Origin of the sequence: Flavobacterium rhizophilum (assembly GCF_046000485.1) — a bacterium.
Classification (GTDB): Bacteria; Bacteroidota; Bacteroidia; order Flavobacteriales; family Flavobacteriaceae; genus Flavobacterium; species Flavobacterium rhizophilum.
The window spans coordinates 372502-390316 of sequence record NZ_JBELQB010000001.1 but is presented as its reverse complement, the minus strand read 5'-3'; the positions used below and the strand labels follow the sequence as shown (position 1 = coordinate 390316).

The following is a 17815-nucleotide window of genomic DNA, read 5'->3' as shown; positions in this document are numbered from 1 at the left end:
TATATGCTGTGGTAATGATGAGGCTATAATTACCCCATTTCCTTCTACATAAACACTGCAAAACAACTACAATTTATAATTAATTATTTTATGTAGTTAGTTGATTATTAGTGTTTAATGGTTTTATGTGTTCTACATTATGACCTATAGTATTTCGTATTGCTACTATAACGTTTTAGTTTTACCCTCAATAAAATCTGTCGGTAATTAACGGCGCTTAATACGAAATACAATGAAAAAAATTATTACAGTAGTACTTGCTCTACTTGCAGGTCTGCCATCAGTAGCCCAGCAGAGGAATACTGAAATGGATAATTTCATAGATAACCTTATGGACAAAATGACCTTAGATGAAAAGATAGGTCAGTTAAACCTTCCAAGCGAAGGCGATATTATTACCGGACTTGGCAGTAACAGTAATATAGCAGAGAAAATTCGTAAAGGACAGGTAGGGGGAATGTTCAATATTAAAGGAGCAGATAAGATACGCGAAATACAAAAAATAGTGGTTGAAGAAAGCAGGATGAAAATCCCTATGCTTTTCGGGATGGATGTTATACATGGTTATGAAACGGTTTTCCCTATACCACTGGGGCTTGCCTGTACCTGGGATATGGATGCCATAGAGCAGTCGGCAAGAATTGGTGCAATTGAAGCCAGTGCAAACGGAATTAACTGGACTTTTAGCCCTATGGTAGATATTGCCAGAGATCCAAGATGGGGACGTGTTTCCGAAGGAAGTGGTGAAGATCCCTTTTTAGGCGGTGCTATTGCTAAGGCGATGGTAAAAGGTTACCAGGGAAAGGATAATTCATTTTCTGAAAACTCAAATATACTGGCATGTGTAAAACACTTTGCACTTTATGGTGCAGGAGAGGCAGGACGTGATTATAACACGGCAGATATGAGCCACATTCGTATGTATAATGACTATTTCTATCCTTACAAAGCTGCTGTAGAGCAGGGTGTAGGTAGTGTTATGGCATCATTTAATGTTGTCGATATGGTACCTGCTCACGCTAATAAATGGCTGCTTACAGAAGTATTACGCAATCAGTGGAATTTTACAGGTTTTATCGTTGCCGATTATAATGGTGTAGGAGAAATTCCTAGTCATGGCCTAGGCGATATGAAAAATGCCAGTAAACTGGCCCTTAATGCCGGACTGGATATGGATATGGTATCTGAAGGATATTTAAATAACCTTTCAGGACTGATTAAAGAAGGAAAAGTAGATTTAGAACAAGTTGATAAGGCATGTCGCCGTATACTGGAAGCTAAATATAAACTGGGGCTTTTTAAAGACCCCTATAAGTTTTGCGACAGCAAGAGAGCCAAAAAGGATATTTATACCAAAGAGCATAGGGCAATAGCAAGAAAAACAGCATCAGAGAGTTTTGTACTCTTAAAAAATGAAGATAATGTTTTACCGTTAGATAAAACTAAAACCATTGCAGTTATAGGTCCTTTGGCAAATACTGCATCTAATATGGTAGGAACATGGAGTGTAGCAGCAAAACTGGATAAACCACTAACACTTTTAGAAGGTTTAAAAGATGTGGCAGGAAAAAAATCAAATATACTTTATGCTGTAGGTTCAAATCTTTTAAGTGATCCTAAAATGCAGCAGGCAGCCACTATGTTTGGCAGAGATATACCCCGTGAAAACAGAAGCGAAGAAGAACTAACTGCAGAAGCATTGGCTATAGCAGCAAAGGCAGATGTAATTATTGCAGCTATGGGTGAAGCATCTGAAATGAGTGGAGAGTCAAGCAGCCGTACCGATATAGGTATTCCGGCAGTTCAAAAGAGATTGTTAGAAAAACTGGTGGCAACAGGTAAGCCTGTGGTATTGGTATTGTTTGCAGGACGCCCTATGACATTGGTTTGGGAGCAGGAAAATGTACCAGCAATTCTTAATGTGTGGTTTGGCGGAAGTGAAGCTGCACAGGCTATAGGTGATGTGGTATTTGGTGATGTTAACCCTAGTGGTAAACTGGTTTCTACTTTCCCAAGGAGTGTTGCACAAATTCCGTTGTATTACAATCATTTAATGACAGGAAGACCGGCTTCAGATAAAGGTTTTGAGAAGTTCAGGAGCAACTATATGGATGAGAAAAATGCACCTTTATATCCTTTTGGTTACGGGTTAAGTTATACTACATTTGAGTACACAGATATTACACTTAGTAGTACAGAGATGACTGCCAAAGGTAGTATTCAGGCTAGTGTTACAGTTACAAACACAGGTAACAGAACAGGTAAGGAAACGGTACAGTTATACATAAGGGATATGGAAGCCAGTATTTCAAGACCTGTTAAAGAGTTAAAAGGGTTTGAGAAAATAAGCCTTAAAGCAGGCGAATCAAAAACAATCACTTTCACTATTACAGAAGATCTTCTGAAATTTTATAATAGCCAGCTACAGTATGCCAGTGAACCGGGTGCTTTCCGTGTTATGATAGGAAGTAGCAGCGATGCCGTTAAAACAGCCTCATTCAATCTTAAATAATAAAGAAACAGTATATGATACGTAAAATCACCTTAGCCTGTTTATTCCTTTTGGCTTTCAATGCCAAAGCACAACAGGCACTACCAGTCTATCTTGATGATACAATACCTATGGAAGAGCGTGTTGAAGATGCACTTTCCAAAATGACTACAAGGGAAAAAATAGCCATGATACATGCACAGTCAAAATTCAGTTCACCGGGTGTACCAAGACTCGGTATCCCTGAAAACTGGATGACCGACGGGCCTCACGGTATTCGTCCGGAAGTACTGTGGGATGAGTGGGAACAGGCTAGTTGGACCAATGATTCGTGTATTGCGTTTCCGGCTCTTACAGCACTTTCTGCAACATGGAATAGGGAAATGGCACTTCTTTACGGTAAAAGCCTTGGAGAGGAAGCCCGTTATCGTAATAAGAATGTACTACTGGGCCCCGGAGTAAATATTTACCGTAGCCCGCTAAATGGTAGGAATTTTGAGTATATGGGAGAAGATCCCTTCCTTGCCGGAGAAATGGTTGTGCCTTATATAAAAGGGGTTCAGTCTAACGGTGTGGCAACCTGTGTAAAGCATTTTGCTCTTAATAATCAGGAAACCAACAGGCATGGTGTAAATGTGATTGTAGACGACCGTGCCCTTTATGAAATTTACCTTCCGGCTTTTAAAGCTGCGGTACAAAAGGGAGGTACATGGGCTATTATGGGAGCTTATAATAAGTATAAAGGTCAGCAGGCCTGCCATAATGAATACCTACTTCAGGATATTTTACGTGGTGAATGGGGTTTTGACGGTGTTGTTGTGGCCGATTGGGGTGGTGTTCATGATACCAAAGAAGCGATTTATAACGGACTTGATATTGAGTTTGGTACCTGGACCGACGGACTTACGTGGGGCAAGAGTAATGCTTATGATAATTACTACATGGCAGCACCATATCTTGAGTTGATAGAATCGGGTGAGGTAGGAACAAAAGAACTGGATGATAAGGTAAGGAACATATTACGCCTTTCTTTCAGGACTACAATGAATAGGAACAGGCCATTTGGCTCTTTCGGTACAGATGCACATGCAAAAGCGAGCCGTACTATAGCAGAAGAAGGTATTGTACTTCTAAAAAATAAAAACTCACTATTACCACTGGATGTAAAAAAGCATAAAAAAATTGCTGTTATAGGGGAAAATGCTATTAAGATGATGACCGTAGGAGGGGGTAGCTCTTCACTAAAGGTGCGCTATGAAGTCTCTCCGCTTGACGGAATAAAGAGTAGGGCTGGAAATGATTTTGAGGTCGTTTATGCCCGAGGTTATGTAGGTGATGCCAGCGGAGACTATAACGGAGTAGTTTCCGGTCAAAATCTTAAAGATGACCGTAGTGCTGCAGAGCTTAGAGAAGAAGCTTTACGTGTTGCTAAAGAGGCTGACATCGTTGTATTTGTGGGCGGACTGAATAAAAGTGATTTTCAGGATAGTGAAGGCAATGACCGTAAAGAGCTTGAGTTACCTTATGGGCAAAATGAACTAATAAGTGACTTGGCAAAAGCTAATAGTAATTTTGTATATGTAAATATTTCCGGTAACGCAGTAGCGATGCCATGGGAAAAAGAAGTACCGGCAATTGTACAGGGGTGGTTTTTAGGTACAGAAGCAGGAAATGCCATTGCTTCGGTACTGTTTGGTGATGTAAACCCTTCAGGAAAACTAACTTTTACTTTCCCTGTCAAGTTACAGGATAATGCAGCACATGCTTTAAATGCATTTCCGGGTGATGATGAGGTAACTTATAAGGAAAGTATTTTTGTAGGGTACAGATGGCATGAAAAACAAAACATAAAACCATTGTTTCCGTTTGGATACGGATTAAGCTATACCACATTTAAATATAGTGATATAAAGGCTGATAAAACAACCGTAAATGATGATGAACCACTTACTGTATCTGTAAAAGTAAAAAATACAGGTAAGCGTGACGGAGCAGAGGTAGTACAGCTTTATATTTCTGATACCGAATCGTCACTTCCAAGACCAATTAAGGAGCTGAAAGGGTTTGAAAAAGTGTATCTAAAGGCTGGTGAAGAGAAGACCATAACATTTAGCATTGCTAAAGAGGATCTTAGTTATTTTGATGATAAGAAACATCAATGGGTTGCCGAGCCAGGTAGCTTCAGGGCAATAATAGGCGCTTCTTCTCGGGATATACAGGGAGATGTTAGATTTACCCTGAAATAAATACAAACATGTAAATGGCTAACCAAAAAATAATCAGTAAGAAAGTATAATATAAAAATTTAGTTAGAGTCGTTTGGTTGACGCAGGTTCTGTAAAGGGTAGTATTGAGCTCAATATACTACCCTGAAGCGGAACTGTTAAAACATTAATGAATGTACAGGTTTGAATCAAACGTCGCCAAATATAAAGTGGCTAAAAATGAAACAAAGCTCGTTAAGTTACTGTAAAAAAGGAATTTAACGGGCTTTGTTTGTGTTGTTTTGCACCTGTTCAGAAATCAGCAAAATATTTTTTACAGGCTTTTACAAGATTCAAGGTGCAATAGAGGTGTAATTTCTATCTAAAGATCGATAAATATTACAAAAAACTATTTGTCTATATCAGAGATGTATAGGAACAAAGATGACTTGTTAGAGTCCAAATATAAAATCTTTATAAATAGTCATTTTAGATAACCTAGTGATAATTAGTTTTAAAGAGTTAAAATATAAGTTGTGTCTTTAGTTTAAAAGTTAAAGTGGTTTTTGTTATTAATGTATTGGTATTCAGGTTGTTTTATGATTTTTTTAAGAAGATAGAATTCTGTAATTCTTAACTTTAGTTAAATATCGGTTATAATTCTTAAAAAAAACATATAACAACAATCATTTAACCAACCAATACATGAAGCAATACTACCCTGAAGAAAGTTTTTCTTCCAAAAGGGACTTTGCTGCTAAGTTGTTTTGTCTAGCATTTGTCTTTTTATTTGGAACATTAACCTTAAAAGCCCAAAACTGTACTGTCAACGCAGGTGTTTTGAATGAAACTATCTGTGAGAATGATGTATTGTTTTTGAGTGGTAATATACCATCTCCTATAATTGGGCCTGCTGAATGGTCTCAGGTGTCGGGACCGTCAGTAATAATAGTATCGCCTAATTCTCCTAATACTGAGGTAACGGGATACACAGGAGGTAATACCTATGTGTTTAGGTATTCGGCAACTTGTGGCGACGGTGTTTATACCTATCAGGATAAAACTGTTGTTGTACAACCCATAACTACTGCAAATGCCGGGACCGATATTGCCAGTTGCCCCAATTCGTCGGGAAGTTTGGTGATAACAGGTAACGTTCCTGAAAATAGCGGGGAAACCGGGCAATGGCAAATTGTAGGCAACAATGGTGCAGGGGTTGTAATTAATTTTCCTAATTCGCCCACATCTACCATTACACTTCCGCAAAATAGTTGTGGTACAAGCACATTACGCTGGACTATTACAGGCCCAGAATATGCACCGGGTCAGTTTTGTCAATCCTCATCAGATATAACAGTTACCAATTATGGAGGACAAACTCCCGTATATGCGGGACCTGACCAAACGTTGGGTAACTGCTATACAGTAAGTCAGTCGGCCGATTTAAGCGGGTCTTTTGGAGGGTGTAACCTTAACGGACAAAGCGGGACATGGGAATTTGTTAGCGGACCTAATACTCCTGTAATTACCAGCCCTAATGGCAATTTAACTTCTGTAAATAATCTGATTGAAGGGACATACATTTTTCGATGGACTGTTACTGGTCCTTGTGTTTCAGGCAGTGATGATGTAAGTATTACTGTGCCTGCTGCTACTCAGGATGTAACAACACTATCAGGAGGGAATGAAAATATTTATTTTTGTGACAATACAATAACACAGGTAACCTTAGAGGCGCAAACCCCTTTATATTCCGGTGAAACGGTAGAATGGACACAAATTGAAGGAGACCCCGGTGCTGTGATTGAATCACCTAATAATCCAACTACTTTAGTAACTAATATTTCAAATTCCGGTGATCCCTATACTTTTCGGTATACACTAACCAACTCGGTAACAGGTTGTGTTTTTACAAAGGATTATATTGTACATTTTAGCGGACCAACACGTACAATAGAAGCAAATGGAGGAAATAATATACATGGGGGGTGTAATGAAAACCAATTTTCAATTCCGCTTGTAACAACGGGTAATGGAGTAAACAGATATCGTATAGTAAGTGGCCCGGCAGCATCTCCGCTCGGTCCGTTTCCTACCTCTCCTTCAAATGTGGGGAGTACTTTAAATATAAATTTAACTGTTGCGGGTACCTATATAATACAATTTGCACGTGTTCCTAATGGTGATTTGCCTATTGGGTGTGATTTTGGGTTTGATTCAATGACTATAGTTGTATCTGGTAACCCAACCCCTTCTAATGCAGGTTCTAACATTAGTCTTGATTGTGGTATTACAACTACTCAGCTTGCCGGTGTTCCTCCTGCTGTTGGTATTTCAGCATGGACACAGGTTAGCGGTCCTAATCAGGCAACTATTACCAATAATTTTGATCCTGAAACTACGGTAACAGGTCTCGTATCGGGAACCTATGTTTTTCAATACATAACTAAAGGAGAAGGTGCACGGTGTGGATTTTCTACGGCTAATGTAGAGGTATATGTGTCTTCTTCAACCTTAACACCTCCTGATGCGGGTGCTGACGATACGATTTGTGTTGAGGGAACAGTAACCCTGTCTGCCAATGCGCCACAGGCAGGAGAATATGGCGAATGGAGTCAGGTTTCAGGACCTGATATAATAACATTTTCTGATGTTAATGATCCTAATGCAGTTGCCTCAGGTTTTCTTTCTGACTCTTCTGCTTATGTATTGCGATGGACAATAGGATATTCAAATCCGGGGTCTTCAGGTTGTAGTGCGCCTGTGTTTGATGATGTAGAGATTACAACAAATACCAATCTGGCTCCCACAACAGCTATTGCAGGACCGGATGCCTGTTATCCATCAGGGACTACAGATGTTACTTTAAGTGCTAATGATCCAACAATATTCGGAATAGCGGTCGAAGAAGGGACATGGTCAGTAAGTCCTGTGGCAGGAATAACATTTGATGATGTAAATGACCCTAATACCACAGCTCATAATATACCGTCTGATGGCACCTATACATTTACATGGAGTATACAAAGGATAATCCCTATATGTGATGCTTCTACCGATGATATGGTAGTAACAGTGGCAGATACTCCTCTTGCCGATGCAGGTCCTGATCAGCAAGTATGTGATGAAACTATTATAATGGCTGCTACTTTATCTAACGGAGCACAGGGTACTTGGACAAGAATTTCAGGACCGGGAAGCTATACGATAAGTGATGAACACGACCCTAATGCAACATTTACGTTTACTTTTAGTGGGTTTTATACATTTAGATGGACAGTTGACGCAGGTATATGCTCAACAAATTTTGATGATGTAAATTTAACCATTAATGTGCCTGTAGGCACTGTAGATGCAGGCCCGGATCAGGATATTTGTGCAGGAGACTCTACAATATTAGCTGGTAGTTCGTATGATTCTTTTTTTGAAACAGGAGAGTGGTCACTTTCAGCAGGGGCACCTAATGTACCAATACTGGCAGATGCCAGTGATCCAAACACCACGGTATCTGGCTTGGTCGCAGGGACCTATATTTTTACATGGACCATATCGAGTAAAGATTATTTTTTATGTCCGCCCGTATCAGATACTATGGTTATAGAAGTATCTCCTCCTGCTAATGCAGGAGATGATGCCACCTATTGTGATGTAACTAGTATACAGCTTATAGGTAACGATAATTCCACAGGTACCTGGACACAGGTTTCGGGACCAGCCTCAACAATAACACAAAGTCCTGCTAACAGTTATGTGGCCAATGCAACAGTTATACCGGGCAATACATACGTGTTTCAGTATGAAACCGATACTTTTAATTTCACTTCGGGAGGTACATGTCCGGGATCTACAGATACTGTACAGGTTGAAATATTTTCGGGAGCAAGTGTAGATCCCGATGCAGGATCTGATCAAAAATTATGTATAGACGATGTTGGCGGAACAGTAACTATGGCAGGAAATTCTCCACCGGGAGATGTTACTTTAGCCGAATGGCGATGGTTATATCAGCCAGCAGGAAGTGTTGCCACTATTGATAACCCTACAGATGAGAATACTACGATTTCCAACTTAACGGTTGAAGGATTGTATGTTTTGGAATGGGTTTTTGAGAGTGCTTCATGCCGTAGCCTTTCAGATGTTGTTCGTGTCAACATGTATGCTGCTCCAAGTATTGCCAATGCCGGTCCCGATGACACTGTAGCCTGCCAGCAAACCTATCAGACAAATGCAGTTGCTCCAACGGTGGGTATAGGTACATGGTCGTTCGCTAACCCTGCTGATGATCCGTCGGGAGGAGATGTGGTTATAGATAATCCTAATAATCCTGTTACAACTTTATCTAATGTTACTACATTAGGTACCTATACACTTACATGGACAGTTACTAACGGTCCTTTTACAAATCCATCGTTATGTGAGCCTTCTGTAGATACGGTTTCGATAACATTTAATGATGACCCGCCTACTCAGGCTGATGCAGGTGCAGATCAGAAATTATGTGCCGTAACACAAACCAATATGGCTGCAGTACCTTTAACATCAGGTTTAGGTACATGGACACAGACCTCTGGTCCAAATACGGCAAATATAGCATCACTAAATGATCCGGCTACACTTATTTTTGATATGGTAGCCGGGACTTATGAATTTACCTGGACAGCGACTACTGTTAATAATGACGGATGTTCTTCACAGGATACAATGCAGGTTATTATATATGAGGCTCCATCTTCTGCAAATGCAGGTCCGGATCAGCAGATAGCACAGTTCTCCCCTGTAATTATGGCTGCTACAGCACCTACTGTAGGTTCCGGAAGATGGACGCAAATTTCAGGACCTACAACAGTTGGTTTTACACTTAATACATCGCCTACAACAACGGTTACAGGCACCATTGCTGGCACTTATGTCTTACAGTGGAATGTGGATAATGGTACATGTGATGCATCTACAGATCAGGTTACGGTTGAAATAGTGGCCTTAGCCGATTTGGAATTAAGTAAGTCGGTTTCACCAACCACAGGTAACGAAGGAGATATAGTAACTTTTACAATAGAAGTGTTTAATAATGATGCTTTAGGCGGAAGTGTAGATGCTACGGGTGTTGCGGTTAAAGACATCATCCCGGCAGGTTATACACTTGTACCGGGTACCGTAAGTAATAGTGGAGTATATAATTTGGGAGACAATTCTGTTACATGGTCGGGGTTAGCAATAGCAAACGGAAATATTGTAACTTTAACTTTCAATGCTACAATAAACGGCATAGGGCCTTATGTTAATACTGCCCAGATAACGGCATCTGATCAAATAGACCCCGATAGTACCCCGAATAATAATATTGCGAGTGAAGATGATCAGGATGATACCACAATAACAGTAGATCAAATAGATCTTTCATTGCAAAAATCAGTAACTCCGGGTATTATTAGTATTGGTGAAAGTGTAGTGTTTACAATTCAGGTAGATAATGCGGGTCCTGATAATGCCACCGGGGTCACAGTTTCAGACCAGCTTCCTGACGGCTATGTCTATATAAGTGATAACGGAGGAGGGGCATACAACCCGACTACCGGAATATGGACAATAGGCAGTATTACTACCGGAAGTTCTGCCACTCTTGAAATAACAGCTTCGGTAACAGTTTCAGGTAATTATGAAAACATAGCTGAAGTGGCTACAGCTGATCAAAATGATGTTGACAGTACACCGGGTAATGGTCTTATTGAAGATGATCTTGATTCGGCAACTGTAAATTTACAACAAGCCGATTTGGAACTGGTTAAAAATGTGTCAGACGTATTGGTTAACGAAGGTGATACAGTTACTTTTACCCTTACCCTTTCTAATAACGGGCCGGGAGATGCTACAGGTGTTGAAGTGCAAGATTATCTGCCAAATGGCTATACTTTGGTACCGGGGTCAGTTTCAAGCGGAGGATTGTACCAAATAGCCAATAGTACAATTAACTGGTCAGGATTATCATTAGCCAGCGGAGCTACATTAAACCTTACTTTTGATGCCATTGCTGTTGCCGGAGGTAGTCATTTTAATACGGCTCAGGTAACTGCGAGCGATTTGCCGGACCCTGATAGTACACCAAATAATGATGATGGTGACCAAAGTGAAGATGACGAATCAGGAATTGATGTTAGTATAATTGTAACAACCCCATCGGCCGATTTGTCTTTAACAAAAAGTGTAATTGCGGGGAATACAACTCCATTAGTTGGTACACAAATATCTTTTGAACTTATTATAACTAATGACGGTCCTGATAATGCCACTGGTGTGCAGGTAACAGACTTATTACCTTCAGGATACGATTTTGTCAATTTCAGTTCGTCGGCCGGTTTATATGACGAGAATACAGGTTTATGGAATGTAGGAACTGTGGATAGTGGTACTTCAGAGTCTTTGATAATTGATGTTATAGTTTTATCTACAGGTAATTATGAAAACATAGCCGAGGTGACAGCCAGTGATTTACCTGATCCCGACAGTACACCTAATAACGATGATGGGGATCAAAGTGAGGATGATGAGGATAATGCAATTGTAACGCCTGTAACCCCAACAGCCGACTTATCATTAACCAAAACGGTTAACAATGCCACTCCTCTTGTGGGGTCACAGATTACTTTTGAGATTGTGGTTACTAATAGCGGTCCACAGGATGCTACAGGTGTTGAGGTGACAGACTTACTCCCTGATGGGTATACCTATAATGTATTCACAGCTTCTTCCGGCACTTATAGCGGTACAACCGGAATTTGGAATATAGGTACCTTAGCAAGTGGTGATTCTGAAACATTAATAATAGCTGCGACAGTAAATGATTCCGGTAATTATGAAAACATAGCTGAGGTGACAGCCAGTGATTTACCCGATCCAGACAGTACTCCGAATAACGCAATTGATACCGAGGATGATTATGCCAGTGTAACAATTATACCAATCGCCACAGCTGCCGATTTATCCTTAACCAAAACGGTTAACAATACCACTCCGCTTGTGGGTTCTCAGGTAATTTTTGAAGTGGTTGTTGCTAATGATGGTCCGCAGGATGCCACAGGAGTACAGGTAACTGATTTATTACCTGACGGATATACTTATAACAGTTTTACAGCTACTACAGGAACCTATAACAGTACTACAGGTTTATGGAATATCGGATTATTAACTACCGGACAATCGGTAAGCCTGCAGGTAATAGCAACAGTAACTACATCAGGTAATTATGAAAACATAGCCGAGGTGACAGCCAGTGACTTGCCTGATCCTGATTCCACCCCGAATAACGCAGTAGATACCGAGGATGATTACGCCAGTGCGACTACTGTACCAATCGCCACAGCCGCAGATTTATCGTTAACCAAAACAGTAAATAATGCCACTCCGCTTGTAGGTTCTCAGGTAATTTTTGAAGTTATGGTTACTAATAGCGGTCCTCAGGATGCTACAGGAGTACAGGTGACCGATTTATTGCCTGATGGGTATACCTATAATAATTTTACAGCTACAACAGGAACCTATAACAGCACTACAGGTTTGTGGAATATCGGATTATTAACTACCGGACAATCGGTAAGCCTGCAGGTAATAGCAACAGTAACTACATCAGGTAATTATGAAAACATAGCCGAGGTGACAGCCAGTGACTTGCCTGATCCTGATTCCACCCCGAATAACGCAGTAGATACCGAGGATGATTACGCCAGTGCGACTACTGTACCAATCGCCACAGCCGCAGATTTATCATTAACCAAAACAGTAAACAATGCCACTCCGCTTGTGGGATCACAGGTGATTTTTGAAGTTGTGGTTACTAATAGCGGTCCGCAGGATGCTACAGGGGTAGAGGTAACTGATTTATTACCTGACGGATATACTTATAACAGTTTTACAGCTACAACAGGAACCTATAATAGCACTACAGGTTTGTGGAATATCGGATTATTAACTACCGGACAATCGGTAAGCCTGCAGGTAATAGCAACAGTAACTACATCAGGTAATTATGAAAACATAGCCGAGGTGACAGCCAGTGACTTGCCTGATCCTGATTCCACCCCGAATAACGCAGTAGATACCGAGGATGATTACGCCAGTGCGACTACTGTACCAATCGCCACAGCCGCAGATTTATCGTTAACCAAAACAGTAAATAATGCCACTCCGCTTGTAGGTTCTCAGGTAATTTTTGAAGTTATGGTTACTAATAGCGGTCCTCAGGATGCTACAGGAGTACAGGTGACCGATTTATTGCCTGATGGGTATACCTATAATAATTTTACAGCTACAACAGGAACCTATAACAGTACTACAGGTTTATGGACAGTTGGGACACTTACTACCGGACAATCGGTAAGCCTACAGATAATTGCGACAGTAAATGGTTTAGGTAATTATGAAAACATAGCCGAAGTAACGGCCAGTGACTTGCCTGATCCTGACAGTACACCAAATAATGCTATTGATACTGAAGATGATTACGCTAGTGTAATAACTGTGCCTATACCTATATCTGCAGATTTATCAATCACTAAAACAGTTAACCATCCTACGCCATTGGTAGGCTCTGGAGTAGTATTTACAATTACCGTAACAAATGCTGGTCCGCAGGATGCCACAGGAGTACAGGTAACTGATTTATTACCTGATGGGTATTCATTTATCGTTGCAACAACAACTTCCGGAATTTATAATAATCAAACAGGTATTTGGGAAGTTGGTACTGTTGCTTCAGGAATATCGGAGACTTTATTAATAAACGCAAGTGTATTACCAACCGGAAATTATTTGAATATAGCTGAAGTAACAGGAAGCGATACTCCCGATCCCGATAGTATACCCGGAAACGGATTAGATACTGAGGATGATTATGCCAGCGTTACTACAATCCCAATTGCGGTTTCTGCAGATTTATCTTTAACCAAAACGGTAAACAATCCAACCCCTCTTGTGGGGAATGGAGTTATATTTACAATTACCATAACAAATGACGGACCGCAAACTGCTACAGGAGTTGCGGTTACCGATTTGCTTCCTTCAGGTTATTCGTATGTGGTTGCTACTACAACAGCTGGTATTTATAATAATACCACTGGGGAATGGGTAATAGGTACGTTGCCGTCAGGAATGCCTGAAACTCTTTTAATCAATGGTATAGTACAACCTATGGGAGATTATCTTAATGTGGCAGAAATTACCTCAAGCAATGAACCTGATCCTGACAGTACACCTGACAATGGATTAGATACTGAGGATGATTATGCTAGTGTTACTACAATCCCAATTGCGGTTTCTGCAGATTTATCTTTAACTAAAACGGTAAACAATCCTTTACCTCTTGTAGGCAGTGGGGTTATATTTGAAATAATAGTTACAAACGATGGTCCTCAAACAGCAACAGGAGTTGTGGTTACCGATTTGCTTCCTTCAGGATACTCTTATGTGGTAGCTACTACAACGGGAGGTATTTATAACAGCACTATTGGTGAATGGTCAGTAGGTACATTACCGGCAGGTACATCGGAAAGCCTTCTGATTAATGCTATAGTACAGCCGTCAGGAGACTACCTCAATATTGCAGAAGTTACTTCAAGCAATGAACCTGATCCTGACAGTACACCGGATAATGGAGTAGATACCGAGGACGATTATGCGAGTGCTATAACAATGCCAATTGAAGTTTTTGCCGATTTATCACTAACTAAAACAGTTAATAATACTACTCCGATAATTGGTAATGGAGTTACTTTTGAAATAATAGTTACAAACGATGGACCTCAAACAGCAACGGGGGTTGTAGTGACAGATCTGCTACCATCCGGATATTCTTATGTAATTGCCAGTTCAACAGATGGTATTTATAACAGTAATACGGGGCAATGGTTAATTAGCGCATTACCTTCCGGGACCTCTCAAACTCTTTTGATAAATGGTATAGTACAGGCAACTGGAGATTATCTGAATGTGGCAGAGGTAACTTCCAGTAATGAACCCGATCCTGACAGTACACCAGGTAACGCTGTTGATACCGAGGACGATTATGCAACTGCTATAACCAACCCTATTATACCTACTGCTGATTTGTCGTTAACCAAAACGATTGTTGGAGGTAATGATACGCCACTGGTTGGAAGTCAGGTAATATTTAATATAGAGGTTAGTAATGAAGGCCCGGCAGCAGCAACAGGAGTTGTAATAGAAGATATTCTTCCCTCCGGTTATACATTTGTATCCTATAATGCGACTGGGGGTATATATAATGATTCGACAGGATTATGGACAATCGGTAATCCGTTATTATCAGGAACTTCTATATCTCTTCAAATAACAGCAGTTGTTAATAGTATGGGTGATTATACAAATACAGCAGAAGTTTTCTCCAGTGATGTATTGGATCCTGATAGTACTCCGAATAACGCAATTGATACTGAGGATGACTACGCATCAGTTACAACTATTCCTATTCCTTTAGTAGCCGATTTATCGTTAACCAAAACGGTTAACAATACCACTCCTCTTGTGGGGTCACAGGTTATTTTTGAGGTGGTTGTTGCTAATGATGGTCCTCAGGATGCTACAGGAGTACAGGTAACTGACTTATTACCTGACGGATATACTTATAACAGTTTTACAGCTACTACAGGAACCTATAACGGTACTACAGGTTTATGGAATATCGGATTATTAACTAACGGACAATCGGTAAGTCTGCAGGTAACCGCTATGGTTAATGCATCAGGTAATTATGAAAACATAGCCGAGGTAACTGCCAGTGATTTACCCGATCCTGATAGTACACCAAATAACGCTGTTGATACCGAGGATGATTACGCCAGTGTAATTACTGTACCAATCACCACAGCCGCTGATTTATCTTTAACTAAAACGGTTAATAATGCCACTCCGCTTGTTGGGTCACAGATAATTTTTGAAGTGGTTGTTGCTAATGATGGTCCACAGGATGCCACAGGAGTACAGGTAACTGATTTATTACCTGATGGATATACTTATAACAGTTTTACAGCTACTACAGGAACCTATAACGGTACTACAGGTTTATGGAATATCGGATTATTAACTAACGGGCAATCGGTAAGCCTGCAGGTAATAGCAACGGTTAATGCTTCAGGTAATTATGAAAACATAGCCGAGGTAACAGCCAGTGACTTGCCCGATCCTGACAGTACTCCGAATAACGCTGTTGATACCGAGGATGATTACGCATCAGTTATAACTACACCAATCGCCACAGCCGCTGATTTATCTTTAACTAAAACGGTAAACAATACCACTCCTCTTGTGGGCTCACAGGTTATTTTTGAAGTTGTGGTTACTAATAGCGGTCCGCAGGATGCTACAGGTGTTGAGGTAACTGATTTATTACCTGATGGATATACTTATAATAGTTTTACTGCTACAACAGGAACCTATAACAGCACTACAGGTTTATGGACAGTTGGAACACTTATTAACGGGCAATCGTCAAGCTTACAGATAATTGCGACAGTAAATGCATCAGGTAATTATGAAAACATAACCGAGGTAACTGCCAGTGATTTACCCGATCCTGATAGTACACCAAATAATGATGACGGAGATCAGAGTGAAGATGATGAAGATAGTATATCGGTAATTCCTCAGGTTGTATTTGCGGATCTTTCTATTACCAAAAATACAATTAGCGGAAACTCATCGTATAATGTAGGTGATATAGTAGCATTTGAAGTGACTGTAACTAATGACGGACCGGGAATCGCAACTGGAGTGATTGTACAGGATGCGTTACCATCAGGTTTTAATTATATATCCTATACTGCCACAAGCGGGACCTATAACAATACAACCGGTTTATGGACAACAGCCGCTGTGCAACCACTTGGTACACAAACTTTACTGGTTTATGCCACCGTTAATGCCCCTGTTGGCAATACTGGTGAATACTTAAACATTGCCGAAATTATGGAAAGTAATCTTCCTGATCTTGATAGTACTCCGGGTAATGGAATAGTGAGTGAAGATGATTATGCCAGCCTTGAAATAATTGTACAGGTAGCCGATTTAAGTCTGAATAAATCGGTAAGTAATAGTAATGCTAATGTGGGAGAAGTACTAGTATTCACATTACAGATAAATAATGATGGTCCGGTTACAGCAACCGGTGTTGCGGTTGAGGATATAATTCCTGTTGGTTATGATAATGTGACTAACATAAGCGATGGCGGAATGTTTAATGGCTATACGATAACATGGTCTGGCCTTAATGTACCTCTATCGGGAATTACGCTAACCTATGAAGCTATAGTATATGACCCTACAGGACTGACTGATGAGGATTATAAAAATATTGCCCAGATAACGGATAGTGATCAGTTTGATCCTGATAGTACACCAAACAATGATGACGGAGATCAGAGTGAAGATGATGAAGATGCCGCGTCTATTGAAGTTCCTAGAGTAGATATCGCCATAACAAAAACGGTTGATGAGACTGAGCCGGCAATGAATACCTTGGTAAACTTTACTATAACAGCAGAGAATCTAAGCTCTCTTGATGCTACTGCTGTTATTGTTAGTGATGAATTACCAAATGGATATGAATTTGATTCATACACGGCAAGTTTAGGTAATTATAATCCGCTTACAAGTATATGGTCAATACCGCAAATTAGTGCAAACGGTATGGAAACCCTTGTTTTATCTGTAAAAGTTATAGATAATAGTAATTATCTCAATATAGCAAGGTTGGAATCATTAGATCAGGAAGATAATAATCCTGATAATAATGAAGATAGTGCTTCTGTAAGTCCGAAATGTCTTAATATTTATAGTGAATTTTCTCCTAACGGGGATGGGGATAATGATACATTCTATATTGACTGTATTATCAATTATCCAAATAATGTACTCAGGATTTATAACAGATGGGGTGATGAGGTATTTAGCGCCAAAGGTTATGATAATAGCTGGACAGGAACTTCAGACGGTCCTGAGAAAACACTTCCTGTGGGGACCTATTTCTATGTACTTGATTTGGGAGACGGTTCTGAAAAGGTAGAGGGCTGGTTATATTTAAAACGATAATGTATTAACAGTATATATAACTAAA

The 17815-nt window shown here is 40.2% G+C and carries 3 protein-coding genes; all 3 read left to right on the top strand.

The window, feature by feature from the left end; translation table 11 throughout:
• Positions 1-232: 232 nt before the first annotated feature.
• Positions 233-2512: a beta-glucosidase BglX gene (bglX, locus tag ABS768_RS01830; protein WP_408073240.1), complete on the top strand. Its 2280-nt coding sequence runs from the start codon at positions 233-235 to the stop codon at positions 2510-2512.
• Positions 2513-2526: 14 nt separating this feature from the next.
• Positions 2527-4737: a glycoside hydrolase family 3 C-terminal domain-containing protein gene (locus tag ABS768_RS01825; protein ID WP_408073238.1), complete on the top strand. Its 2211-nt coding sequence runs from the start codon at positions 2527-2529 to the stop codon at positions 4735-4737.
• A gap of 663 nt (positions 4738-5400) precedes the next feature.
• Positions 5401-17790 (top strand): PKD domain-containing protein, encoded by a 12390-nt coding sequence (locus tag ABS768_RS01820; protein ID WP_408073236.1) that lies wholly within the window; start codon positions 5401-5403, stop codon positions 17788-17790.
• The last annotated feature ends 25 nt before the right edge of the window (positions 17791-17815 follow it).

Excerpts from the sequence above, each read along its gene's own strand:
- bglX (WP_408073240.1), top strand. The coding sequence starts at position 233 with ATGAAAAAAATTATTACAGTAGTACTTGCTCTACTTGCAGGTCTGCCA.
- ABS768_RS01825 (WP_408073238.1), top strand. The coding sequence starts at position 2,527 with ATGATACGTAAAATCACCTTAGCCTGTTTATTCCTTTTGGCTTTCAAT.
- ABS768_RS01820 (WP_408073236.1), top strand. The coding sequence starts at position 5,401 with ATGAAGCAATACTACCCTGAAGAAAGTTTTTCTTCCAAAAGGGACTTT.